General features: G+C 56.5%; 16 protein-coding genes. 14 read left to right on the forward strand and 2 right to left on the reverse strand.

Features of this window, described 5'->3' with window-relative positions; all coding sequences use genetic code 11:
- Positions 1–220: 220 nt before the first annotated feature.
- From dnaN to BAC01S_RS29945, 5 genes are all read left to right on the forward strand, one after another.
- Positions 221–1324, forward strand: a complete 1104-nt coding sequence (gene dnaN, locus BAC01S_RS01260; protein ID WP_027793136.1) for a DNA polymerase III subunit beta — start codon at positions 221–223, stop codon at positions 1322–1324.
- A gap of 114 nt (positions 1325–1438) precedes the next feature.
- Positions 1439–3910, forward strand: coding sequence for a DNA topoisomerase (ATP-hydrolyzing) subunit B (gene gyrB, locus BAC01S_RS01265; RefSeq protein ID WP_027793137.1), 2472 nt, complete (start codon positions 1439–1441; stop codon positions 3908–3910).
- Between the two features lie 597 nt (positions 3911–4507).
- Positions 4508–6181, forward strand: a complete 1674-nt coding sequence (locus BAC01S_RS29940) for a DNA cytosine methyltransferase (protein WP_084168102.1) — start codon at positions 4508–4510, stop codon at positions 6179–6181.
- A gap of 133 nt (positions 6182–6314) precedes the next feature.
- Positions 6315–9404, forward strand: coding sequence for a C-terminal helicase domain-containing protein (locus tag BAC01S_RS01280; RefSeq protein ID WP_027793140.1), 3090 nt, complete (start codon positions 6315–6317; stop codon positions 9402–9404).
- Positions 9401–11116, forward strand: a complete 1716-nt coding sequence (locus BAC01S_RS29945; RefSeq protein ID WP_027793141.1) for a hypothetical protein — start codon at positions 9401–9403, stop codon at positions 11114–11116. The genes BAC01S_RS01280 and BAC01S_RS29945 overlap by 4 nt, the downstream gene beginning before the upstream one ends.
- On the opposite strand, the gene BAC01S_RS29950 is transcribed toward BAC01S_RS29945, so the two are convergent.
- Together BAC01S_RS29950 and BAC01S_RS33190 are read right to left on the reverse strand one after the other, a co-directional pair.
- Positions 11091–12704, reverse strand: coding sequence for an NERD domain-containing protein (locus tag BAC01S_RS29950; protein ID WP_043200789.1), 1614 nt, complete (start codon positions 12702–12704; stop codon positions 11091–11093). The two genes, BAC01S_RS29945 and BAC01S_RS29950, sit on opposite strands and share 26 nt — an antisense overlap.
- 1 nt (position 12705) lies before the next feature.
- Positions 12706–13899, reverse strand: coding sequence for a sigma-70 family RNA polymerase sigma factor (locus BAC01S_RS33190; protein WP_052408664.1), 1194 nt, complete (start codon positions 13897–13899; stop codon positions 12706–12708).
- A 1496-nt stretch (positions 13900–15395) separates the two neighbouring features.
- On the opposite strand from BAC01S_RS33190, the gene BAC01S_RS01295 reads away from it, so the two are divergent.
- The 9 genes from BAC01S_RS01295 (at position 15396) to BAC01S_RS01340 (ending at position 25801) form a co-directional block, all read left to right on the forward strand.
- The gene (locus tag BAC01S_RS01295) at positions 15396–15803 is read left to right on the forward strand and encodes a helix-turn-helix domain-containing protein (RefSeq protein WP_043200911.1); all 408 of its coding nucleotides are present in this window, start codon (positions 15396–15398) and stop codon (positions 15801–15803) included.
- A 477-nt stretch (positions 15804–16280) separates the two neighbouring features.
- Entirely contained in the window at positions 16281–16712 is a 432-nt protein-coding gene (locus BAC01S_RS01300) for a hypothetical protein (protein WP_245616464.1), read from the forward strand.
- 12 nt (positions 16713–16724) lie between these two features.
- Positions 16725–18686: a DDE-type integrase/transposase/recombinase gene (locus BAC01S_RS01305; protein ID WP_027793144.1), complete on the forward strand. Its 1962-nt coding sequence runs from the start codon at positions 16725–16727 to the stop codon at positions 18684–18686.
- Positions 18676–19611 carry a TniB family NTP-binding protein gene (locus BAC01S_RS01310; protein WP_245616466.1) on the forward strand — a complete coding sequence of 312 codons (936 nt, stop codon included), beginning with the start codon at positions 18676–18678 and terminating at the stop codon, positions 19609–19611. The genes BAC01S_RS01305 and BAC01S_RS01310 overlap by 11 nt, the downstream gene beginning before the upstream one ends.
- Position 19612: 1 nt before the next feature.
- Complete coding sequence (locus BAC01S_RS01315) at positions 19613–21124, forward strand: TniQ family protein (protein ID WP_084168108.1); 1512 nt, start codon at positions 19613–19615, stop codon at positions 21122–21124.
- A 461-nt stretch (positions 21125–21585) separates the two neighbouring features.
- Entirely contained in the window at positions 21586–22788 is a 1203-nt protein-coding gene (locus BAC01S_RS34285) for a hypothetical protein (RefSeq protein ID WP_156954265.1), read from the forward strand.
- Positions 22789–22872: 84 nt separating this feature from the next.
- Positions 22873–23487 carry a hypothetical protein gene (locus BAC01S_RS33195; RefSeq protein ID WP_052408665.1) on the forward strand — a complete coding sequence of 205 codons (615 nt, stop codon included), beginning with the start codon at positions 22873–22875 and terminating at the stop codon, positions 23485–23487.
- Between the two features lie 256 nt (positions 23488–23743).
- The gene (locus BAC01S_RS01330) at positions 23744–24031 is read left to right on the forward strand and encodes a hypothetical protein (RefSeq protein WP_027793148.1); all 288 of its coding nucleotides are present in this window, start codon (positions 23744–23746) and stop codon (positions 24029–24031) included.
- A gap of 519 nt (positions 24032–24550) precedes the next feature.
- Entirely contained in the window at positions 24551–25801 is a 1251-nt protein-coding gene (locus BAC01S_RS01340) for a hypothetical protein (RefSeq protein ID WP_027793150.1), read from the forward strand.
- The last annotated feature ends 13 nt before the right edge of the window (positions 25802–25814 follow it).

The following is a 25814-nucleotide window of genomic DNA, read 5'->3' on the forward strand; positions in this document are numbered from 1 at the left end:
CGGCCGCGCCTGTTTATTTCGCGGATCAGCCCCAATTTAGGGAAGTGGACCGTTTTCAGGCACAATATGGGTTTAACCGCCCGGCGTTCCCGGGCGGATTTCACGACGCGGCCAGTGCCATGGGCGGCTGTCCGGAATGACGCAACAGCGCACGCAGCGGCGTGCGCCGAAGCGGCTTCGGGACGGGGTGCGCGGGCCGTCACATCAACGAAGGAACTCTATGCAACTGGTCAAGACCGAACGCGATAACCTCCTCAGGCCGCTGCAAACGGTGAGTGGCATTGTCGAACGCCGCCACACGTTGCCGATCCTCGCCAATCTGCTGATCACCAAGAACGGTTCCGACGTCTCGTTCCTCTCGACGGATCTCGAGCTGCAGATCACCACGCACGCCGACTTCGGCGTGGGCAACGACCAGGTGGCCACGACCGTGGCCGCGCGCAAGCTGCTCGACATCCTGCGCGCGATGCCCGACGGCCAGGTCACGCTCTCGCTGGCCGACAAGCGCCTCACCGTGCAGTCGGGCAAGAGCCGCTTTGCGCTCCAGACCCTGGCCGCGGACGAGTTCCCCACGGTCGCCCAGGCCAAGGACTTCGGCGCGAACCTTTCGGTCCCGCAGAAGACCTTCCGGCAACTGCTCGGCATGGTGTACTTCGCCATGGCCCAGCAGGACATCCGTTATTACCTGAACGGCATGCTGCTCGTCGTGGACGGCGACCAGCTCATGGCGGTCGCCACCGACGGCCACCGCCTCGCGTTCTCCTCGATGAAGATCGAAGGCTCGTTCGCGCGCCAGGAAGTCATCATCCCGCGCAAGACGATCCTCGAACTCCAGCGCCTGCTGGAAGACATCGACGACGTGCTGAAGATCGACATCGGCTCGACCCAGGTGAAGTTCACCTTCGGTCAGGTCGAGCTGGTCTCGAAGCTCGTGGAAGGCAAGTTCCCCGACTTCCAGCGCGTGATCCCGAAGGCCCACAAGAACACCTTCCAGATCGGCCGCGAAGAACTGCAGCGCTCGCTGCAGCGCGCCGCGATTCTCACGTCCGACAAGTTCAAGGGCGTGCGCTGCATCATCGAGCCGGGCCAGCTCAAGATCATGTCCACGAACGCGGATCAGGAAGAGGCTCAGGAAGAACTGGAAATCGCCTACCAGGGCGACACCATCGACATCGGATTCAACGTCACGTACCTGCTCGACGTACTCGCGAACCTGAAGATCGACATGCTGGAAGTGAGCCTTGGCGACGCCAGCTCCAGCGCGCTCATCACGATTCCCGAGAACGAGGAATTCAAGTACGTGGTGATGCCAATGCGCATTTAAAAAGCGCGACAGAAGAAGAACTCCAGGGGGCGCAGCGCCCCTTTGGCGTTTTTATGGCTTTTCGAAAAGCACCGAGCAGTAACGCTGGCAGTACAGCAGAACCGGAAAAAATCCATGACTGATACGAACAACTCGCAACCCGACAACAGCTACGGCGCCTCGTCGATCCAGATCCTCGAAGGTCTGGAGGCGGTGCGCAAGCGGCCCGGGATGTATATCGGCGACACGTCGGACGGCACCGGTCTGCACCACCTCGTGTTCGAGGTGCTCGACAACTCCATCGACGAAGCGCTCGCGGGCTATTGCGACGACATCCACGTGATCATTCACGCGGACAACTCCATCTCCGTCACCGACAACGGCCGCGGCATCCCCACGGACGTGAAGATGGACGACAAGCACGATCCGAAGCGCAGCGCCGCCGAAATCGTGATGACCGAGCTGCACGCGGGCGGCAAGTTCGACCAGAACAGCTACAAGGTCTCGGGCGGCCTGCACGGCGTGGGCGTGTCGTGCGTGAACGCGCTGTCTTCCTGGCTGCGCCTCACGGTGCGCCGCGACGGCAAAAAGCGCTTCATGGAGTTCCACCGCGGCGTGCCGCAGAGCCGCGTGCTCGAAGAGCAGCGCGGCGCGCAGGTCTCGCCGATGCAACTGCTGGGCGACACCGAGCAGCGCGGCACGGAAGTGCACTTCATGGCCGACGAAACGATCTTCGGCAGCGTGGAGTACCACTACGACATTCTCGCGAAGCGCATTCGTGAGCTCTCCTTCCTGAACAACGGCGTGCGTATTCGCCTCACCGACCAGCGCACGGGCAAGGAAGACGACTTCGCATTCGGCGGCGGCGTGAAGGGCTTTGTCGAGTACATCAACAAGCAAAAGACCGTGCTGCACCCCACGATCTTCTACGTCCAGGCCGAGAAGGACAACGTGGGCGTGGAAGTGGCGATGCAGTGGAACGACAGCTACAACGAAAGCGTGCTCTGCTTCACGAACAACATTCCGCAGCGCGACGGCGGCACGCATTTGACGGGCCTGCGCGCGGCCATGACGCGCGTGATCAACAAGTACATCGCCGACAACGAAATCGCCAAGAAGGCGAAGGTCGAAACGTCGGGCGACGACATGCGCGAAGGCCTCTCCTGCGTGCTCTCCGTGAAGGTGCCCGAGCCCAAGTTCAGCTCGCAGACGAAGGACAAGCTCGTTTCTTCGGAAGTGCGCGCGCCGGTGGAGGAACTCGTCGCGAAGGCGCTGGAAGAGTTCCTGCTGGAAACGCCGAACGACGCGAAGATCATCTGCGGCAAGATCGTCGACGCCGCGCGTGCACGCGACGCCGCGCGCAAGGCGCGCGAAATGACGCGCCGCAAGGGCGTGCTGGACGGCGTGGGCCTGCCCGGCAAGCTGGCGGACTGCCAGGAGAAGGACCCGGCGAAGTCGGAAATCTACATCGTCGAGGGCGACTCGGCGGGCGGCTCGGCCAAGCAGGGCCGCGACCGCAAGTTCCAGGCAATCCTGCCGCTGCGCGGCAAGGTGCTCAACGTCGAGAAGGCGCGCTACGACAAGCTGCTTTCCTCGGAGCAGATCGTCACGCTGATCACGGCGCTGGGCTGCGGCATCGGCAAGGACGACTACAACCTCGAGAAGCTGCGCTATCACCGCATCATCATCATGACCGACGCGGACGTGGACGGCGCGCACATCCGCACGCTGCTGCTCACGTTCTTCTATCGCCAGATGCCGGAGATGATCGAGCGCGGCTATGTGTATATCGCCCAGCCGCCGCTCTACAAGCTCAAGGCGGGCAAGGACGAACGCTATCTGAAGGACGACGCCGATCTCAACGCGCACATGCTGCGGCTCGCGCTGCAGGGCTCGGAGCTCGTGTCGAACGAAGGCGCGACGCCGATCGCCGGCGACGCGCTGGGCGAACTCGCGCGCTCGTATCAGCTCGCGCGCGGCGTGGTGGATCGCCTTTCGCGCATCTATGACGAGCGTGCGCTGGAAGCCATCATGGACGGCGTGGCGATCGACCTCTCGGGCGAAGAGTCGACCGAGGCTTCGGCGCGCGCGCTGGAATCGCAGCTGCGCGATGATCCTTTGAAGCCCGAAGTAACGGTCGTGCCGCAGTATGACGCGGTGCGCGAACTGCGTTCGCTGCGCGTGGAGCGGCGTCATCATGGCAACGTGAAGGTGTCGGTGATCGACGAGGAGTTCCAGCTCACGGCCGATTATCAGCAGCTGGTGAACACGGCGAATACGTTCAAGGGGCTGATCGGCAAGGGCGCCGTTATCAAGCGCGGCGAGCGCAGCATGGCCGTGAACGACTTCAAGAGCGCGATGAAGTGGCTGATTTCGGACGCCGAACGAAATGTGTCCAAGCAGCGTTATAAAGGCCTGGGCGAGATGAATCCCGGGCAGCTTTGGGAAACGACGATGGATCCGACCGTGCGGCGTTTGCTGCGTGTGCAGATCGAGGATGCCATTGCGGCCGATGGGATCTTTACTACGCTGATGGGGGATGAGGTCGAGCCTCGTCGGGCGTTTATTGAGAGCAATGCGCTTAGGGCGGGGAATATTGATGTTTGATCGCGTCTGTAGACGTAGGGCGCCAGAGTAAGTGCGACTGGCGCCACAGTTTTGCGACTAGGTGACAAAGATAGCGCGACGGACCTATATCGTAATGGGCGCCCGAGTATCTTGCTTTGCTGATTCTCGATATTTGAGCGACCCATGCCCTCCCCAACGAACTCAGCGGTCGAAAAAACAAGCACTTGCGAGTGATCGCGGTGCTTTTTTTTCGCCATAGCCGCACGGGCTGCGGCATCAAAAGGTGGTCTTTTATCTGATATTGTCTGGGCGCAAGAATCCCGAGCGAGCTAACAAGATTGATTTCAAAACGACGCGACCAGATCATCTGCGGATCATTGGTGTGAGAGGTGGTCTTGGTGAGGAGGCGGCGATAGTCGGGACCCGAAGCAAAATCAGCAACAACTGGGCTTCGTGTTTCCGAACCCCATTCGCCCCGGACGCAATGGGGTTCGCTATGCGTAATGGTTCACACGGTGCTACCGAGAAATCCACCTCTGACAGTGACGTGGCGGTTGCAGGGTCGTTCAAGATCTTGCCAACATCACAAGGATCTTGTCTAATTCGACGTAAGACGGCAACTAACGTGGAACGGGGATGGTGACGGTCAAGGCGCGAACGAAGCTGCGGGCGGTGGATCTGTATTCTGGAGTGGGTGGCTGGTCACTCGGTCTACGGTTGGCCGGTATCGATGTCGTAGCTTCTTACGAACGTTGGGATTTGGCCAACGAGACGAACTTCAAAAACAATCGACATCAAGCTCAGACGATCGATATCAGGCGACTTTCTCTGGATGATCTGCCTTCGTGCATCGATATCGTCGTTGGTAGCCCTCCATGTACGGAGTTCTCTTTTTCCAATCGAGGTGGAAACGGTAACATCGCAGATGGGCTTGAGGATATTCGTAAATTCCTGACTATCGTTCAGCACCTCAAGCCCAAGTTTTGGGCAATGGAAAACGTTCCAAGGGTGGCGAAAATACTCGAGTCAGAGCTCCGGCAGGGCGGCCTGCTTGAAGAATTCAAGCACCTTGGCCTCGTGCCGCACGTTGTAAATATGGAGGATTTCGGCTTGCCGCAGCGCCGCCGACGTTGCATTGCCGGAAACTTTGATTTTACCCTGCTCGCCGCCTACGCGAAGAAGGTGCCAAAGCGAACGCTTGGCCAGGTTGTGCGCGCATTGACGGAAAAGAGGATTAGAGATCCTATTTACGGTCTCCATCTTGACGGGCAAGAGGTGAGTGATCACGTCGAGGAGTCGCCTCTAAATGAGGAGGAGGTTCGTATCAATAGAGCCGGAAAGATGCTCCATCCCGTCTATAACACGATGTCTTTTCCGGATTCACTTGATCGGAGCGTTAGAACGATTACAGCGACATGTACTAGGGTGTCGCGTGAAAGTATTGTCATTGAAAGCCCAAATCGAACAGGGAGTTATCGGAGACTTACTGTTAGGGAGCGAGCGTGTTTGCAGGGGTTCCCTATTACTTTTCAATTCTACGGCAAGTCGTATGGTGAAAAGCTGCGCATGGTCGGGAATGCTATTCCGCCCTCATTTGCGTATTATGTTGCGCATGCGCTGCAAAGCCGCGCGCCGGCCGATGTAAAGCCGCTGACTGAATATTTGGAAACGCTGAAGAGCCCGGTTCCGTTGGCGACTGATGCATCTCCTGAGCGCCCCGGGTCACGCTATACGCGCAACCGCACCTTTCGATTTGCGATTCCCAGCTTGCGGTTGATGAGCGGTGTGCGCTTTGAGTTGGCGAACAACGTATCTGACGGGGATGCACTTTGGGAGGTCTCCTTCTATTTCGGGACATCCAAATCCATCAAATCGCTGGCGCTTGATGGACGCTTGTATGATTGGATATGCGAAGAAATTCCTGTGGAGTTGCGCCAGGAGATCAGTCCAGAAATCGAACGCCTGTCTGAGTTTGTGGATCGTGCAGACATAGGCAATATGCAGCGAATCTGGAGTCACTCCGGGGTTGGCCTTACGCGTCCCTTTATGTTGCTCGATCAACTTGACGAGTGCGGCGCTCGTCTGAGCAAGATACTGGGTCACTACGACGTGCTTGCTCAAACACTAGTCGGACGTGCGATCTGGAATCAATATGGGGAGGACGCTCCTAGGCTGCCCGGGCTGAACAAACTCGCGCGAAATGCCCCGCAAATTCTCGCGGGCCTACTTGTTGGTGCCCGTGCGAATGACGGTTTGCGCGCGCATAGGCACACGGCGATTCGGCCTTTGAAGGAAGTAGCATCTGGCTAGGCGGCGGCAAAGGCAGGAAATTCCGACTTCCGGCTGTAGTTTTTGCGATGTGTCCGATTCCAGCCCCATGGTCCTCGCATCGTTGATTCTTTCGTAAATGTGGCGCGAGTCACTGTATGGCGGACACATGCACATGGAATTTCTTGGTCCGGAACAAACGCCGGAGAATCAGTATGAAGCTGCTCAGCGCTTCGTGCGCTGGCTCGAGAATGACGTTCTCGCGGAGGCACGTGGCGATCGGGAACAGGCTTCTCCAGTAGACCCAACGGGGCGCTACTGGCTCGGACGACTCGGACCAAAAGATTTCGTTACTCGACCTGACGAGCGCGGGGACCGTCTTGAGCCATGTGCAATTGGCCTGCGACTTCGACCTGCACAAGCAGGTCCTTGGGCGTTCACGGTATCAGTGCGCTTCTGTCTTTGGAGGAGACGAAGATCGACTGACGAAAGTGGTCTGCGTTGGGCATACGATAAAAGCCCCTTTGTAGAGGTTCAAACGCCGGTCATTGTTCGGGAGGCCGCGGGAGACCAGACATTCGGTCAGTCGTTGCTTAACGAGGCGCTGGGTGCGTTGAACGCAACGGGTTTGTCCGCAAGCATACGTGTTCGGATGACCGGACGAAGCGCATCGGCACGCGCGATTGAAGTGACGCTTGTCAACGACAGCGTTGAGAATCCGGAATTATCTGACGGCCGCTTTTTTGAGGCTTCGCTATCGGTAAGTGGATTCGACCGGATTCCGTTCGAACTTGAAAGTCTCCCCGACAGTTTCCGGTTTGACCGAAAGGTGCAGGCGTACGGGGTAAATTGCGGTATCGAGATCGACGGCGATATCGTGCGCACAAGCGACGGGCCAAACGCGACGCGGTATCGTCCGGACTTCTGGGCATCGTTGGGCAGAGCGACGGACTTGACTTTCAATACGCTCGCACAAGATTCGTGCGACAGTGCATTCAGGCTCTTGCAACGGTTCGAGAGCTGGGCATCGGAAGTGTGGTCGGAACAGACGCTCGCACAACGTGCAAAGGGCGAGCAGTGGTCCGAAGGCATGCGCAAGGAGGCTGCCGATGCGCGTTTGGAGTTTCAGGGCGAACTGGAGCGCATCCGGCGTGGAACGGAGCTTCTTCGCGCAAATGCTGAATTGCGCCGCGCCTTTCAGCTCATGAACCGATCGATGGGTCTTTCGGCGCGCGGACGGTATCAAGAATGGAGACCGTTCCAGTTTGCCTTCCTACTGGCTAACCTCGAGTGTCTGGTTGACCCAGCCATCGAGAGTGACATTGTCGACATAGTCTGGTTCGCGACGGGTGGCGGCAAGACCGAAACCTACCTTGGTCTCATTGTGACCGCCGCGTTTCTTGATCGCATGCGCGGCAAGATTTCCGGTGTGACGGCATGGTCGCGGTTCCCGTTGCGAATGCTGTCGCTCCAGCAGACGCAGCGATTTGCAAACGCGCTCGCTGCTGCTGAAGTCGTAAGACGCCAACAGAAGATCGAAGGGGACGAGTTCTCACTAGGCTTCCTTGTGGGGGGCACATCGACACCGAATCGCATCAAGAAGGAAAGTGCCAAGGCACATGAGGATGCGGACGCGATTGCAGAGATGGACAATCCTTTCCAGCTCCTTGACCAGTGTCCATTCTGTCGCGAAAAAAGCGTCTCGACGCAATTTGATCGGGCAAGCTGGCGGTTGACCCATACCTGCGATAACGTGGATTGCCAAAGCGTTGGGGCACCCTTGCCGATATACGTTGTTGATGACGAAATCTGGCGTTTCCTGCCCACCGTTGTGATTGGAACACTGGACAAGGCCGCCAACATTTCCCGCCAGACTGGCATGCGAGGCTTGGTGGGAAGCCCGAAAGGCTTATGCAACAGCCACAGGCACGGTTATACCTACGCACCGCGCTCGGTTTTTCCCAACGGCTGCCTTGTGCCCGATTGCCGCGGAGGGCATCCTGCGCCACTGCCCATGGCAGAGCACTACTACGCCCCGACATTTCGCCTCCAGGACGAATTGCACCTTTTGCGAGACAGTCTCGGGGCTGTCGACGCACACTATGAATGCGTCATGGATGAAATCCAGAGGGAAATCTCGGGCAGCAGGCCAAAGATACTTGCCTCGTCTGCGACGTTGTCAGGGTACGCCAAGCAGGTCGACGTGCTTTACCGGCGCGAAGCTCGCGTGTTTCCGCAGCAGCCGCCCGTAGATGGCAAGGGGTTCTGGGCGACCGATTCTGAAAATCTGATGCGTCGCTATGTGGCCTTGGCACCGCGTCGTCTTACAGTCGAGTTCGTCATCGACCGGCTGGTTGTCACTCTGCAATCGGCGATCCGCAACCTGCTTCAGCATCCGGATGCAATATGCGCACAGCTGCGCATCGATCCCTCGTATGCGTCCATGCTCGTGCAGTTGTACGGTACCAACGTTGTCTATGGCAATACGTTGCAGGACATCGACGCGGTGGTGCGTTCTTCGGAGACGCAGTATGCCGAACTGCAGCCGTCCGTCAACGTTGAGACGCTCACCGGCCGGACCGATTTTGACCACGTTCGTAGAACGCTCGCCCGTCTGGAGTCGCCCGAAGCCGATTTCGCGAACCGAGTGCACTTGATTGCTGCGTCGTCCATGATGTCCCATGGCGTGGATATCGACAGGTTGAATGTGATGATCATGCTGGCGGCTCCATTAGGGGTTGCTGAATTCATCCAGGCGACTGCGCGTGTCGGGCGCCGGTGGCCAGCTCTGGTACTGGTCATTCCGAAAATGAGTCGCGAACGGGATGCTAGTGTGTATCGTGCCTTTCCCGAATTTGTCACGCACGGTGACCGGTTCGTGGAGCCCATTCCGATTACTCGGAAGAGTCGACGAGTGCTCGATCGAACAATCTCGGGGCTCGAACTGGCGCGAGTAACGATGATTCACGAGCCACAATCCCCTACCGCCCTCACAACGATCCGGGCCTTGAATCGTTTTGTCCGGGAGAATCCGGAGCTACTGTCCGACGACGAGATGGCTATCGCGTCCGCCCTCGGGCTGTCGCCTGAAGATGAGTTTATGCGTGAACAGCTAGCGAGGTGGTTCGAAGGATTCTCGCGTAACCTTACTGAGCCTCCGAGTGATTCGAAGTTCCTGTCCGACCTTTCTCCTACTGGCGATCCAATGACATCTTTGCGCGACGTGGAAGAACAGGTGCCAGTCAAGGGGGACAGTACAAAATGAGAGAGTACAGAAGCGGTTCACAAATCCTGTTCGGACACCTCCCTGAGCAGACGGTCGATGCTGACGGCCGTATCTGGAAAGTAAAACGCTGGAACGATCCTAGGGTGGAATCTGCGATAGACGTGAGCGCACTGCGCGAGGAACTCGTCCGGGCGGCATATCCATGGAAAGAGCACGAGCAGGACGGTGGTTTCGTCGATGACCTTTATGCGCAGCGTTCCGTCCGAGTGCGTTCGCTTAATACCGAAGAAGGGGTCTGGTGTGAGCCGTTCCCACGGCTTTACCTTTGTCAGGCATGCAGAAGACTACATGATGAACCGATGGGGCGTTGCCAATGTGGCTCACAGCGCTCTAGAGGACAACTGCCGTTCGTGGGCTTTCATGATCTGTGTGGCGCAATCAAGACGCCCTACGTTGCGAAGTGCCGCACGCACGGTCAACGAGCGGTTCGATTTCCGGGCACGGCGTCCGCGGCAGAACTGGTCTTTTACTGCCCGGTCTGTAACGTAATCATCCAGCAAGGATTCGCTGCGGCGTGTGATTGTGATCAGGGCGGAAGGCTATCGTTCACGGTGCATCGCTCAGGCGCGGTCTTCAAGCCTCGTGGTATTAGTATGATCAACCCGCCGCGGCGGGAAATCCTCAATACGATCGAACAGGCTGGTGGCGGGGAACGCGCGCTCCAATGGGTGCTAGACGGAATGAAAGGTAGCCGCGTCACAGACTCGGCTCCCGCCCGCAGCCCGGAATCGGTGCGCAAGATGCTTGAAGATCGGGGCTTCGATGCGGCGACAATCGACGCGATGCTCGCCGCCATGACACCGTCACAGGGAATAGGCGGGTCCGGCTCGCTGGTCATCGATCCGCAGTTGCGCGCCGATGCAGAAAGACAGGCAAAACAGATCGCACTGGCAACGTATGAAAGTCGTGTGACACTCACGGACCTGCGTGAACGTGCGCAGAATCCCGCGTTGAGACACCTGTACGAACATGAATACCCGCGAGCGCTTGCCCGGGCGGGGTTGGAACGTGTCGAGCTCATCGATCGCTTTCCCGTCCTGACTGCCCAGTTCGGATATACACGAGGACCGGCAACACCAGGTGACAGCCGGCTTCGAACTTATCGCGATTCAAACGGGGACTATTCCATCTACGGTGAGCTGATCCAGACCGAAGCCTTGCTGCTCCGATTGAGACCGGAGATGATTCGGCGGTGGTTGATCGATAGTGGCGAGCAGATAAACGCGGAAGCGGGAAGCATTGGCGCGGCGCACGCGATCCTTGGTGCGATGGCACCCATTGATCAACCGAATGAAGTCACGCGAAAGGTCACCGAACTGGTTCACTCGTTCTCGCACGCACTGATAAAACGCGCTGCAGTGTACGCAGGTATCGAGCGTAGTGCGCTGTCCGAGTTGATTCTGCCGACGGCGTTCTCGTTTTTTGTCTATGCGACGGCAAGAGGAAGCTTTGTGCTTGGGGGGCTGCAGGCACTTCTGGAGTCGGAGCTTCATATGTTGCTGGATACGCTGGTGGACGACGAACATCGTTGCGCGCTCGATCCGGGATGCGAAGACACCGGTGCAGCGTGCGCCGTATGTCTGCATCTCGGCGAGCCGTCCTGTTCCATGTTCAACACGGCGCTGAGTCGTAAGGCATTGGCCGGGGGGCAAGGCTATTTTGACGTTAGTTCTGCATCGGAAGCCAGTTAAGATATTCACGGTCAATGTCCGTACCAACCACGACCAGCATTGATCGCGCGCGACTCATACCGACATAAGCTCCCACACGGTCGTCCGCGAGTCTGACCGATGACAGTGCGAGAACAACAGCTTGCGACTCCAATCCCTTAAACCTTGAGATTGTCTCGGTGGCAATGCCGCGAGCGCCCCATTGCCCAAGCGACACACCCGCGACCGAATGCTCACGCAATCGGCTAACCAGAGTTGCTGAACCGCATAGAACTACGATATTGCGCGAATCGAACCCCTCTTCAAGCAGCAGTTCGATCGCCGCTATGACGTCTCCTTCACGTGGTTCATCGTCAGAAATCCGCCAGACCGGAGGGGGGCCTTGAATGCCTCGCGTAGGCGACGTCATCTTCACCGCTGCCGCGACCCGCGCGGCGATCGGTTGCGTATTACGCATATTGCGCCTCAGCTCCCACACGAACTCACCATGAAACCCTTCGCGCCAGTCGCGCCTCCAGATATCTTGCAGAGAATCTGCGAAATTGAAGAAAGGCGCGTCCTTCTGTGCACCCGTCAGGCATCGAAGGGCATCGAGCCAAAGAGGCGCGAAATCCTGTCCTTCATCAACAACGATCGCGTCATAGGATGTACCGTTAATGGCGCAGGCTTCAATCAGCAATTCCGGCGCGCCATTCTCCCACCAGTCGCGCGATCGATCGGCAGGAATCTTTAGCTTCGCGCGGCGAGCTTCCTGCAGGCACAGCGCGTGAAATGTGGATGTCGTCAGCGTCTGTGTGTTGCCCACGCGTACTGATAAATCGCAGCCAAGCAGTTCGTTATAGCAAACCAGCAGGGTCCGAAAACCATCCCTAGTTAGCTGTTGAGCTCTTGCTACGGCGAGCACCGTCTTTCCCGTGCCTGCTCCGCCGAGAATCAGACCTCCGCGGTTTGCCCGAAGCCCAGCAAATACCTCAACCTGCTCAGCCGTCAACACAGTAAGCTCAGCTTCAGCGTCAGTACTCTTGCCTGCTAGCTTCGGTGAAATTAAGACGGTTGGTGCAAGTAACGAGACAATTTTTTCCACCTCGGTTGAGGTCATGCTCGAGGTAAGCTGCCAATAGTCGAAGCACCGGACAATCGAGTGCTCCACGTTGTCCAACTCACGTTTCGCTAGACTAATTTGCTCTGCTCCTGCAGGGCCGATGAGTGGCAGCTTTTCCATGTGCGGAAACACCACCGCGTGACCGATTCGGGACTTCGCTCCCAATCCATGGTCACTCAACCAGCCGACCAGTGCGTGCTTGGAAGCGACAGCCTGTTCAAATGGATTCCTAATCGCAAATCGACGTCGGTGGCGGTCTGTCGTAAACCACCGACCCGAATCGATTTCGATTCCACCTCCTTTCACTTCGACTACCAGGATGCCCCTTTTCGGATGCACCAGAATGAAATCTGCTTCCCCGTCGCCTTGCCTGCCTCCCCGCTTCGATTGCCAGCTCACATGGTGTAGGACGGTCCAGTCGTCGGGAAGCCGATGAAGAGCGGCAGCTACCCGCTTCTCAGAATCCTCCGTCGGCTCGTCTGTTCCCAAGCCAATGTATCGTGCCATTTTAGTTATCCAGAAAATCGCTCAATCTGTCCTTGCGCGATGGCAACTGAAGTTTCTCCAGCGCCTTTGCTTCAATCTGTCTGATCCGCTCCCGCGTGAGGTCATATTGCTGTCCAAGTTCCTCGAGAGTGTATGGCTCATCATTATCCATACCGAGCCGCATTTTGATTATGTGCTCCTCACGGGGTTGCAAAGTTGAGAGTACTTCGCGGCACCGCTCACGCAGTTGGCGCTGTACAATCAAGTCGAACGGTGTTTTTGCTGTGTCTGGGACCAAATTCAACAAAGCCTCATCTTCTGACACTAACGCATCGGCTTGTGCGCAATCCGTTACTTGAACCATCCATAAAAGTTTGGCTAAGCGTTCAGTTTCGATCCCTGTCGCGGCTGCCAGTTCGTCTGTAGTCGGAACCCGACCGCGCAACTGCTTGAGCTTTGAGGCGGCTCTTTTGATTCGGAGCATCTTATCCACCACATGGACCGGGAGCCGTATCGTCCGATCAAGGTCCGCAATGGCGCGACGGATTCGCTGCTCGATCCACCATGTAGCATATGTTTTAAACCGGAAGCCTCGCTCGGGGTCGAAAAGGTTGGCTGCATGAAGAAGTCCAATAAAGCCCTCTTGCTCGATGTCCTCTTGCAATAGATGACGGTGTTCACCAAAGCGCCGTGCGATTTGCTGCACATACCGGCTGTTGGTGACGAGGAGCGTGGCCCGCGCTTGTTGCGCTTCATTGCGAATGCGCTCGACGTAGGCTTGGTCCAGCCCATCCAAATCTTGAGGGAGGCGAAGGGATAGCTGAATCCGTCGGCCGAGATTTCTTTCCTCGGCTTCGTTCAGGTAACGGCGTGCTTGTGCACGGGAGTCGTTGTGAGATTCGTCCTCGTCTTCGTCATCCTCGAGAATCTTATAGCCGGTACGAATGAGTCTCTCCTCAACTGCCATGCACTCGGCGATAGACAATCGCTTGCGTAGATAGGAGCGGTTGATGTCTGAGCGTTGTAAATAGCCGTCGCCACGCTGAGCATCGGCCGAAAGCGACTTGACTACCTTGTCGACGACTTCTGGGCGCACGGCATCGATGCCTTCTGCCGCGTCAGGGGCGTCAGTTGACACGAAATCAGGCAGGTCATCGTGTCGCTCGTCGTATGACTCGCCACCGAACTCGTCATTCTCTGTGCTGCGGCTTGTCACAATCCGCCTTCCCCGAAGCTCACGCCCCTGATGCAAGTGATCAGTTAAGCACGACTGTATTTCAGTTCCGGCAAGAGAGCGATGCCAGCTCGGTACGCCGGATCAGATTGTCGATTTATTGATGGATTATCTTACCAATGATTGGCCTAAGTATATCTGTCCCGAATCCAGAATTCTGCAGGCCTGGTCGATCAGTGATCGTTTACTTATTAGTGACCTAAGGCCACGACCTCGAATTCTATGCATTTTGCATATGTTACACTGCTGGAATTCCGACTCACCAAAACCTCCGCTTCGTTCTCGTCAGCTCCCGCAACCACTCTCGCGAAATCTTTGAGAACGTTTGCCCGTGGTTCGCCAGATTTTCACGCCGGCGATGCATTCGTAGTGACTGACGCTTTTGGCTTCGTCGGACTGTTTTGCGTTCGCGGCAAAATACGACGCGGTCGGGGTGAACGAAGTCGGCTTGGCCGCGCCTGCAATAGTCACTCGCTCTGGATAGGCGCGCGCGGTGTCCTGAGGCGTTCAGCGCGATCATTCGCCGATATCGATCCTACGCTCGCGGTGGATACGAACGGCAACCGGCCGCGGCGCAGCTATCTGGACGACTCGCAACATGCAGCGGGGATTGCCACGCGTCGCGTCACGGCAATTGTATTCGCCGGCGTCGCGCCGACGCTCAAACCAAACCGAGGAAGCTCGCGAACTGTACTCCGGCCGAATCGCCTCTGGGATTTCCACCGCGCATAGGCAGTGAAGGAGCCGATGCTTTCCCTCGCGCGGCAGCCGACATTTGGCGGATGGCCGAAGCGTCCATGTAACATTCGTCGCCGATCGTCATGTTGAATCGGATCTACGCAACAGTGCCGCTGTTGCCTACGTTCGGCACATCCCTGTAGCAGACTTCAAGGGTCTCGTGATCAACGACGCACCCAGGCTTTAGCAAATCTTGAAACGGCTGGAGAGCACATCTGGTGCTCAAAAGTACATTGTTGTTCCTCCCCCGTCACAGAGTCAGGTCGATGGAGCAACTTTCGCAGTTCAGGAAGCGCTTTAAGACGGACGAACACGATTCGATGGATATCAGGCAACGCTGGAATTGGAATGGGTAACGTCGCCGAGATCGGCGACGCTGCCTAACCAGGAGTCTGGGCGCTTGCCATCGCTCCGGGGGCACACAGCTAGCAGTTCTCACCGCATCAAACGACGCTAACCATATTCATTGAAAAAAATCATAAAGCGTAGACCGTAATAGCGGTTCCAATTGCCCTGAAGCAGAGTCCATCGATTTATGGGCATAAATATTATTTTTCCGAGAGAATTGATTTAAGCAGGAGCAAAAAAATATTTTTAAATATATATAAATCAAATACAAATCACAGATTTTCTGGGTTCTTATAAATTTTTCCGATTTCTTTCGCAATTTGCCACTCAGGAGTAGAGCGCAGTATGCTGGCGGGGACATTTCTCATCCGCAAACTGTTGTTGACTTGAACGTGACAGCTCTGGGCAATTTCGTACGCAATCGACGCAAGGAGCTTTGCCTCACACAGGTTGCGCTCGCGCTTCGTATGGGCGTAGATGACGCGTATATCAGCGCGGTCGAAACGGGCCGAAGGGTTCCCGACGGTAGTTCCTTCCGCGAGGCGCTGGGTAGAGCACTCGACCTGGACGAAGATGGATTGCGTCAGTTGGTTGACGCTTCGAGACGTTCGCAGCGTTACCTCCGCCTGCCCGAAGAACTATCGGAGCGCAAACACCAGTTGATTTCGGCGCTGGTTGAGGACGTGAGGCTAACTGAAATGGATCTGGAGACTATTGCGAGTGTGCACTCTGCGATAGCCCGCAATAGAAACATGGCCGCCCCGGTGGCGGCGCCTGATGTCGAAGGAGGGTCTATGTAAAAGCAAAAGCGCCACACACCATAAGGCATGCAGCGCTCTTGGATTCAGAAACAATAACAACTCGACTCCTAGACAAAGCCGAGTTTCTACCGATCTGACCTCAGCGTCAAGCCTTTCTGTTGCCCTTTGATTTGTGCGCCCTCGGGATTCGATCATCTTTGGTCGAGTCTCCGATACTGTTCGCCCATTTTCGGGTACGAATTCGACAACGAATTGTTGTCGAATTGGGGGCGCGTTTTTCAACGTTGAGCGTCTGTACAGACGCGACGGAGCAAACTCGTGCCCACATCACCAGGAATTCCCCTTTCATCACGCCAACCGCGTCGGATCGTAACCGTCTCAGGCCGTGGAGTGCGCGGATTTTTTCCGAGCCGGAAGTCCGCAAAACCGGTCCAGTTCGAAAGCCTCATCGAAGAAATGACGCTTAGGCTCCTGGAAGTTGCGCCCTCAGTCAGATCGATCACTACCCAGCCGGGAGTGATCGAATACCTCGACGGGTGGCAGAAGCGTCGCTACACGCCTGACGTGAAGATCGCGACTGACCACGGCACGTCATTTATAGAGGTCAAGGATGACTTGGCACTGAGTCCGCGCTCCGAAGCGAGTGTCCGTATCAGAGCGGCTGTTCGGTACCTGCGGCAAAACAGTGGGCGCCTGCATATCGTCCTTCGGAGTGACCTCATTGCAAACGATCTTCAACTACATCTGGCTCACCTGTTGAGACAGCGGCCACTTCGTAACCGCTACCGCCCCGATATTGACTGCACCCTGTGGGATCCAGAAAACGGCACTGAGCCCTCAGCCGCTCTCCAGCAGCAATGGGAAGAGGCTAAGCGTGAGTGCGACGAGTTGCTTGGTCGGATCATGGGGCGAAATCCCGATGATTTGTTGCCTGTTCCAATTCGATAACGGAGGCCGACCATGGCTAACTTCATCAAGGATCAGATCGTCTTTCGCGGCGAAGGAAAATACCGGCTTGTTCGTGTACAGGGGGACATCGCTCAACTAGAAAATATAGCGACAGGAGAATTTTCCGACCACAACGAAGCAGATCTCCTCGAAGAATATGTGCGCGGGTATCTTCGAACGGCTGCCGGTGGCCAATATCAACGGCCACCGGTACGTAACGCCTTCATCGGTGCAAAGCCTGCCGTAGCTTCATCAGCAACGCAAGGCGATTTCGAAACGCGCCGGCGTGTGAACTATCTGGTAGCGCTTGATCGCGTGGATGCATTCGAAGGCTCCCGATCTTCGCTGCGAGAAGCAATTCAAAAAGTCGCAACGGATCTGAACGATGTACGGCCGCCCCATGCGACGACCGTGTATCGTTGGCGTGCCCAGTACAAACTCGCCCACTTTGATGTCCGCGCACTGTTTGACCAGAGCAATCGGCGAGGTGGCAAGGGACAGGCACGAATAGATCGTACCGTCGAAGGTATCGTGCAGGAAAAAATCGAAACCGTTTTTCTCAACAGCAGGCGCGGAACCGCCGAAGATGTCTTTAACGCCGTGTTCCTTGAGGTCCAGCGGCTAAACACAACTCGCATCGAGTCCGAGTGGCTTACTGCTCCGGCGCTCCGGACGATCCAACGGCGAATCAAGAGCATCAATGCTTTTGAACGCGTAGCAGCCCGTTACGGAGAACGCGAAGCACAACGCAGATTCGCGGACCAGTTTTGCGCGCGTCGGGTAGCAAGAATTCTCGAGATCGTCGAAATCGATCATACGCCGATCGACCTGATATATACCGATGCCAACGGGCAAGCCATCGATCGTCCGGTCTTCACGGTGGTACTGGATCGATTCTCCAGATGCGTTCTCGGGTTCTGTATCAGTTCAGCCGGATATGGCGTGCACGCGGTGTTCGAGGCTCTGCGGCACTCGATGATGCCCAAGAGCTATCTGCGAGAGCGCTTCCCCGAGTTATCCGTGGAATGGCCTTGCCACGGATGGCCGGAGCGCCTGCTGATGGACAACGGCCGGGAGTTTCATGCCGGCTCTGTTGTTGACGCGATGATAAACCTCGGAATCATCTGTGAGTACGCCGCATCGCGAGAACCCAACGACAAACCGCACGTTGAACGTTTTATCAAAACATTCAACTATTCCTTTATTCACAAGCTCCCCGGAACGACTCTCGCGAAGATTCACCAACGCATAGGGTTTAAATCGGAAGACGAAGCCTGTCTCACGTTCGACAAGCTGAACGAGATGATTCACATCTGGATCACGTCGGTATACCACGTCCGACCGCACAGGGGGCTAAGTGGCCGGGCCCCTATCGACGTGTGGAAGGAAAGTGCGTCAGCGTATCCGCCTACGCTCAAGTGCAATGCCGGTGATCTCGGCATTGAATTCGGCGAATTCGCGGAGTGTGCTTTGCAACACTACGGCATTGACTTCCACACGTTCAAGTACGTGTCCACCGAGTTGCTCACTTTACGGCGCATGCTCCCCCCGAAGCAGAAGGTACAGATAAAGGCACCGTATGAAAATGCGGGCTTTATCTGGGTCTGGGATCCGATCGACTGCAAATACATTCGTGCTGAAAACACCGACGAGCGATACCACAATCTGACCGTTGAGCAGGCCAAAGCGGCCCGTCTCGAGTATGCAAAGTCGGATCCTCACCGGCGAACCCGCGCAAACGGCGAGGAAATGATCCGCGACATGGCCAACGAGGCAATGCGGTCAAAAAAACTGAAAACAAGGCGGCAAGGTGCCAGGCGGGGGCATACCACGTCGAAGTCGGCCAATCGTTCAGAGCCTGCTGGAATCACGCAGACGGGCAACATTTCTTCAGTGACTTTTTCTTGTGATTCTGATGAACTCCCGGACTTTGAGGTCGAATCGATCAATGACGAGGTGCGCCGTGAACATTGACTGCGCATGCTCGAAAATTATTAAGGATATCAGATCAAATTTTGTTCACTTCCCTCATGTGAGAAGAATACTGAGCACATTGGACCGGATGTACGAGTACCACTGCTCAACCGAAGAGGCCGAAAACATTGTGATCGTTGGGGAATCTGGCGTTGGAAAATCGACCCTGCTTGAATGGTATTCGATGAAGCACCCTGTCATCGAGCACGACGAGTTCACGGAGGTACCTGTACTGTATGTGCCGCTCGGGCAATCTCCGACGCCGAAGATCATGGCGAATACGCTACTACGGGCGCTGGGGGACCCTAAATGGCAAGTCGGGAAAGAGGTTGAATTGACCGCTCGTCTCATTTTTCTCGTCAGACAGTGCCGCGTCAGGGTCGTGATCATCGACGAGGCTAATCATCTCATAGATCGAGGCGGTGAAAAGACGTTACACACCGCAGCCGACTGGCTTAAACGCCTGGTCGACGCAACTCGGGTTTCATTCGTGCTCGCCGGTATTCCACGGACCATTCGCTTGCTCCAGACCAATGATCAGCTGCGTGGACGATTCTGGGAGGTTATCGAGATAGACCAGTTTTCGGTAGCCAACGCATCTGCAGAGCGTGAGTTCCGCAGTGTCCTCAAGGTATTCAAGGGATACCTACGCGATCTTCCGTCCATCGAAATATCGGACGCTGCAATTACCCGACTATTTGCATTTGCAACTGACGGGCGATTGCGTGACATCCGGAGACTCATGGTACGTGCCGTAGAAGTGGCTTACGGAAGCGCCAATCCCAGTTTGACGGACACGGCTCTCGCCGAAGCATTTCGAACGGCGATTTATCCCGGATCACCGGATAACCGCAATCCCTTCCATAAAGCATTCAACGAGATGCCGCTGGTGAAGGCTGACGAACCCTACGCGAGCGTGCGCTGACATGACTACTTCCAATTCGACAAGGCGCTTGCCACTTTGCCGTCCGGCGCTATTGCCGGACGAGTGGATCGAAACCTACCTGTTCAGAGTAGCGCGAGCCAATGGAGTTCGCCGTCCATGGCAAACCGATATTGAACTATATCGCCCTGTTCTGCCCGCCACCACGATGAGCAGGCCGGATGGCTTCCCAGTTTGGGGTGGTGCGATTTTGCCAAAATGGAGCGTTACCGGACGGGCGAGCAAGATCCGGTACTGCCCGGCGTGTATGCAGCAATCACGATACATTCGCGCGCGCTGGCGCCTAGCAACATTCGAGGTTTGCACGATTCATCATGTTCGCCTCAAGGACGACCTGATCGAACCGGCAATCACCGCCAACTATAGACAGGGGAACAGGCATCTGCTGACTGAGGTCACCGACAATCAACTTTGGGAGGGCGCAGTATGCCCCATGCCCATTGAGCGGGCGCACGTCGAACGATTGTGGTCCAGCTTCGAACAGGCAATTCTTGAAGGGGATATCGGAAGAGTTGCCCACAATCTGCCTTGCGTCGTATTTGTCGAAAGGATGCTCGACGCTTTGGTAACCGGAAGGTATGGCGTCGACTACCCCACGAACGATGCGCAGCGGTCACTGCACCGCGCCGAGTTCGTTGCGAAGCACAAACTCAAGATCATCCCCACCCTCGAAGGAATCCGCCAACTACTGGGTCAGATCGCGGAACCGGGGCATCGGCGGGCTGCACTGGCGCAACTGCGTCGTTTGTTGGTGGAGGAGACGCGCAGGCCGACGTGCCTGTCCAGTTTGCCCATTGCGAGCTTGCGCGACAGGCTTCTGGCGGCAGCCATTGAAGGCCCCGAGACACCAACCCCGGGCGGACTTCCTGGCGATGCTCAACCAGCTGATTATGTGAGTCTCGAAAGGGCTGAAATTCTTATAGGATGCCGGCCACGGCTCCTGCGCCATCTGATCCACCATAACAAGATTTCGGGTGTCAGGGTCGTGGCACGCGGCATGAAGCGCTTCACGTTCCTTCCGCAACAGGAGGTAGAGGCGTGTCGCCAGTGGTGTCACTCAATCAAAACACCTGCAGACGTGATGCGGGCATTGCACATCGATCGGCGTAGCTATCAGCTATTGGTTGGTGCTGGATTGCTTCAGGCTACGATGCTTATCTCACGTCCCTGGTATAAGGAAACTGAACTGATCGAGCTCTGTCGGCGTCTGGATGACGTGTCGCGCCCTTGTCCCGCAAAGCCCGCCGACTTGCATCCTTTGTTTGGTGAATGGATCTATGCGAAAGGCTACCGACGACTAGCCGCTCAGGAACTGCTGAAGGAACTTGTCGCTGGCAAAATTCCAATCTTCCGTCGTCTTGAGAGCCCCGGACTTTCGGCGTTTTATATTGATCACAGGGCGCTTGCGCGAATGCATCAGTTGCGGAGCATTCAGGTGTTAGAACACAGGCACCGTGAGAGTTGTTCTCGCCAACTTTCGCTGCTTCCGGAATGATTGGCGACCAGGTCCCTGGTACTGGTTGGCGCGCCCAGGGAGCGTCCCTGTTCGCGGGGCGGCTCCTGGTGCGTCCGTCGGTGCGTCCCGATGAGAGCTTCCTCGGCTACCGCTTGCGGGTGGCATTCGCCAATGGGCTTTCCAACCCAGGATGGCTGGAATGCACGGACTCCCGTCTCCCCAAAACTCATGGGATGGCTCGGTGGTGTCCGCATTGCCTTGCCAGCGCGGACGGATACTGGCATGAGAACTGGTGCTCCGGTCCGTCAGCATGCCTGACGCATCAGTGCTGGCTTGCCGCTGTATGCCGTGCATGTCAACGCAGGCTGCGCTGGAAGCATGTCAGCTTCCTGAACTGTTCGTGCGGGGCACTCCTGCAGGAGGTTGCGGTTGATACATTTTCGTCCGAACTCCTGGAACTGGTCAGCAGCGTAAGCGGTTCGAATGCAGTTGCGCTATCCGTGGAGGAGCGATGGCAACTTGCCCGCTTTCTCGGTGCACTGTCCGAGTACGGACTTCGGGGCAAGCCACTGAAGAAGGCCTCACGTCAAAAGGATAATGTCGAACAAACGCTGGTGACGACCGGGGCGTCGCTGATAGCAGATCAGTCGGCCTGCCTCGAGTTGCTTGATCGCCTTCGTGTTCCTCAGGCGGCTGCGAATAATGTTCCCCTGCTATCGGAAGTCTTTCCGCAACTGCTTACCATGCTGCGTAAGCAACTAAGCGAGGCAGCGCGAAACTGGATGCTGAATCTGCTGGATGCGTACGTTGCTCGCTCATCGCGTGCTGGATCTACGCTACTCTGGGATCAGAAACATGCTGGAAGTCAGGCGGACGGTACATCGCGTCGGCGACCGCGGGCACGAAAGCCGGCCATTCTTGCTGCACTTTCTCAAACGGGGGCTACGGCACCCGTGCGGCGAACACGGTCTGGACGGCAACGGTTCGTGATCAGTGACGCCGATCTTCAGGACCTGAGGAAGAGACAGCGTGCGCTGGTTCCTCTGAAGGCGGCGGCTACACATGCCGGGATGTCGGTGAGGCGTATGCAGGCACTGACAAAGGCGGGGCTGATCACTTCAACCGGAATCCGAATCAATATCGGATCCGTCGATCGTTTGCTTGGCAAAATTCAGGTTGCTTGCGACGGAGACACGCCAGTTTTTCGTGATCCAATTACCGTTGCAGAGGCCCTACGCCTATACGTCCCCATTGATACGTCGGCTGCATTCTTCGACCGACTCATGAGCGGTGCTATTCGCCTTGTCCGTAAGCCTGAAAAGGTGCCAACACTGCGGGGAATTTTCGCTGACCGAAGCGCGGTGATCTCCGTTGTAAACACGCCACGTGAAGAAGGCGCCAGCATTTCCGTGGTTGAAGCTGCTTGTCGGCTCCGCGTCAAACAAGAGGTGATGTACCAGCTGATCAACAAAAGGCTGATCAGGAGTCGAATGGGCAAACTAGGGCGTCGGGCAGCTAGAGTCATTGACGTCGACGATCTGCTGACGTTTACCGAGCAATTTCTGCCGCTGTTCAAGGTAGCAAAGGCGATGGGAATTTCCGCTCGCGAAGCGCCAGGTTGGGCCGGGCGACATGGCATTGAGGTCGTCACCGGACCATCAGTCGACGGTGGACGGCAGTACTGGATCCGCAGGCAGGCGTGAAAATTTCCTGCGGCGTCGCGCGTCAAGCGTGAAGTATTTATTTTCGTGGGTCGTGTAAGCCCTGTGCTGCTATCAGGAGCGTATATGGGAATCCGGAAATCTCCCCCTGTTGAATTGCAACCCGTTGTCTTTCTTTCCCGCTGGCAAGTCATGGAGACAGATGAGGGTACTCGCTATTTCGTCGGGCACAACATGGAGACCATGAACGGACGGACAAGCACTAGCATCGTGAAATTTGACCTGGAGACACGCCGGGGAGTGACCGGGTCCGGGAGAATCTACGAGCTGGTAGGGGAAAGCAGTGCCGACACGAAAGCCAACTATCTGTGGGCTGTCAGTTGCGCTCAGGCGGGCATGGCTTCGATGGATGTGTCGTCCGAGTACGATCAGCCAGAAATCGCGTCCCTGCGACCTGTCCCGCCTTATATTGCCAATCTGTTCTGCGACGGTGGGCCGACGCGCCTTAGCGCCAAAGTTCCAGCCACCGGTCAATCCTTCGAAGCGCAGGATCCGGAGGACTTGGCGGAACTGCTTTTTGCCAGGGGCGTGCGACAGGGTTACTTGCGCCTCCCGGGCTCTGACAGGATCGAGAATTGGACGGAGTTCGTCGATCTTGTGCGCGCTGTAGAGCATCGGCTCAATCAACTAGAGCGGGGCTTGCCTCGTGATGTCGATGGAACACGCAGCGCCGAATGGTAGTGACGCCGCGGTGGTCTGACGCTATTGAAAACCCTGACTTGCCGCCAGTTAGTCAGGTAAGAAGTAACCTGACCTTTGACTGTGAAGCCGCCAAGCTGCTCGTCCTACCCAGAACGACGAACCGGTTTCTCGACTGCGAATTCCAGTTTCCATCGACTGTCACCTCGTCAGTCTCAGAATCGTGCACGATGATGGTTGAGAGTTCTATGGGTAGTGTCGGCGTGTAGGTAAGCGCAAGAATACGGGAGCGTAAGAGATGTTTCGGGACAAATTGCGTGCACTCATGTTCGGTATCCCGATCGGGGTGATCTCACACGATATTGATGGGGAGAAACTGGTTTGTCTTATGGATGTGCCGCTGGAACTCGAATATTCTCTGCGTGGGTGGCTATGGTCGCAGCCTGAACTTGTGCGGGAAGACTCGCCAAAATATTCACTGCAGTTCGTCGAGGAAGAGCGCATGGCGATTCCTTGGGACATATGGGAGCAGTATTTGTCCTGGATGCAGGCGACGCTCGCGCGGGCTGTGGACGCTACAGACTAGCTCTTTAGCATTGAACGGCCCTTCACCAAAATGTAAGTCGCTTATGGTGCTTGCGCAATTTCTGCCGACTGCTCTGATGCTCTGTCGGTCATGCGCGACGGAGGCACAAGGGTGGCTGGCTGGCGACGTACTCGAATTTGACCCGGATACCAAGCCCTGCTGCTTCGAGGAGCCGGACGTTTTGTTTGCATTTTTTGGGCCGTCGCATCCACCATGCGTTCTGCGTCAAGATAAGGTTCTCAGTTCGCTGCACGAGCCCAGCCGCCTGAAGATGCTAGGCGAGATGAAGCGCCTTTAACCGCAACCGTCAGCGGAGCGGTTTAGCTCAAAGAATTCTTAGCTAAGCGCAGATGGCCCGCACGTCGCGCCAATGCAGGCCCGTTGCGCCGTCTGCACTTAGCTAGAAGTCCTCTGCCTCATCGCAAGTGCTGCGGCAGGCCAGCCGTTGCCCGGCGCCCGACGCGGGCACGTTGGCGATCCAACTTACAATGGCGGCATGGCGTTACGGGGAACGACGACATGAGCAGGAAGACTGACAAGATTCAACAAAACGGAATCACCGGCCAGGAACGGACCTCTGGCTTGTTGAGCGAGAGGTTCTGGGTGCTGAAAAGGCAGGTCGACATTCACGGAGCAGATTTTCTGGTCCAGCTCCAGTACGAGACCGAGACATTCAGTGATCCCCTCCCGCCACGGCTCTGTACGGTGCAGAGCAAGTATTGCCAGGACCGCAACACGTCGCATGAGATTCCTGCGAAATATGTGCTCGACGAAGACGGACAACCGCGTCGCGGCTTTTTCCTCCTGATCCACATGGGCGACAGCGACGATAACATTCGCTTCCTGCTGTCCGCGGCGGAGATTCGGAGCGCACTCCGGCATGACGAGAAGAAGGATGTTTTCAAAATCCAGGCCGGCACCGCCTACACGGATACCTTCCAGAAGAAGACGGGCAAGTCGGTTCTCGACATCATCGAAAAAGAGCTGATCGAACTTCGGGACATGGACCGTTTAAGATTCAACATTCCATTTTATGAGATTAAGCGCACGCGTATCGACAGAAAATGGATCATTCCGATACCAAACGAGCATGAATTTATTCCCGATGCGGTGTTTTTTCTGAAAAATCTGATTCGCATGACGCTCGAGGAAAATGCGGCCGAGTACGAAATCATGGCAAAAATAATGACGGAGAACGACGTGTCCGTCATTATTTCCCTGTTGGATAAACTCGAAGACTGGATCGATCAGGACTCTGATGCGCCGCAGATGACTGTCTTAGACGTCAAGGGAAATATCCGGGAACTCCATGGCAGTCTCGCCAAGGCGGTGGCCATTCATGCGAGACGGCTCGAACTCCTTTGCGAGGACGAAAACAAGATTCGATCGTTTATCGATTTCTGCAATTCCGTCGGTGAAGCCGGATACAGAATTTTCGAGAAAATGAAGCCTGTCAAACAACGAGTGTCGGCCAATTCATACCAGTTTTTGCCGGTACGTTGTACGATAAAGTTCGACGTCGAACCGGGAAATCACGATCGGGTCGTAATCGACGAGATTAGTGGCGACCCGTCCGTTCTTCCTGCTCTGACTGCAAACGAGCGTCGCGTCGAAGGTCAGATCTTCACCGACTTCCTGGGGGATGGCAGGGCTGGCGGGTTGCGGGACATGAATCGACTCATCGTCTCCGCATGCGCCGTATACTTCGATGCACTGTTCCCCGACGACGCCGTGGTATCGCCGAAGATGCCAAAAGTCATGGCCGACTGACTCAAGGTGCCCT

Origin of the sequence: Paraburkholderia acidipaludis NBRC 101816, from assembly GCF_000684975.1 — a bacterium.
Lineage (GTDB): Bacteria > Pseudomonadota > Gammaproteobacteria > Burkholderiales > Burkholderiaceae > Paraburkholderia > Paraburkholderia acidipaludis.

Bases quoted from the DNA above. Each gene is read 5' to 3' on its own strand.
- dnaN (WP_027793136.1), top strand. From the start codon at position 221: ATGCAACTGGTCAAGACCGAACGCGATAACCTCCTCAGGCCGCTGCAA.
- gyrB (WP_027793137.1), top strand. From the start codon at position 1,439: ATGACTGATACGAACAACTCGCAACCCGACAACAGCTACGGCGCCTCG.
- BAC01S_RS29940 (WP_084168102.1), top strand. From the start codon at position 4,508: ATGGTGACGGTCAAGGCGCGAACGAAGCTGCGGGCGGTGGATCTGTAT.
- BAC01S_RS01280 (WP_027793140.1), top strand. From the start codon at position 6,315: ATGGAATTTCTTGGTCCGGAACAAACGCCGGAGAATCAGTATGAAGCT.
- BAC01S_RS29945 (WP_027793141.1), top strand. From the start codon at position 9,401: ATGAGAGAGTACAGAAGCGGTTCACAAATCCTGTTCGGACACCTCCCT.
- BAC01S_RS29950 (WP_043200789.1), bottom strand. From the start codon at position 12,704: ATGGCACGATACATTGGCTTGGGAACAGACGAGCCGACGGAGGATTCT.
- BAC01S_RS01305 (WP_027793144.1), top strand. From the start codon at position 16,725: ATGGCTAACTTCATCAAGGATCAGATCGTCTTTCGCGGCGAAGGAAAA.
- BAC01S_RS01315 (WP_084168108.1), top strand. From the start codon at position 19,613: ATGACTACTTCCAATTCGACAAGGCGCTTGCCACTTTGCCGTCCGGCG.
- BAC01S_RS33195 (WP_052408665.1), top strand. From the start codon at position 22,873: ATGGGAATCCGGAAATCTCCCCCTGTTGAATTGCAACCCGTTGTCTTT.
- BAC01S_RS01330 (WP_027793148.1), top strand. From the start codon at position 23,744: ATGTTTCGGGACAAATTGCGTGCACTCATGTTCGGTATCCCGATCGGG.
- BAC01S_RS01340 (WP_027793150.1), top strand. From the start codon at position 24,551: ATGAGCAGGAAGACTGACAAGATTCAACAAAACGGAATCACCGGCCAG.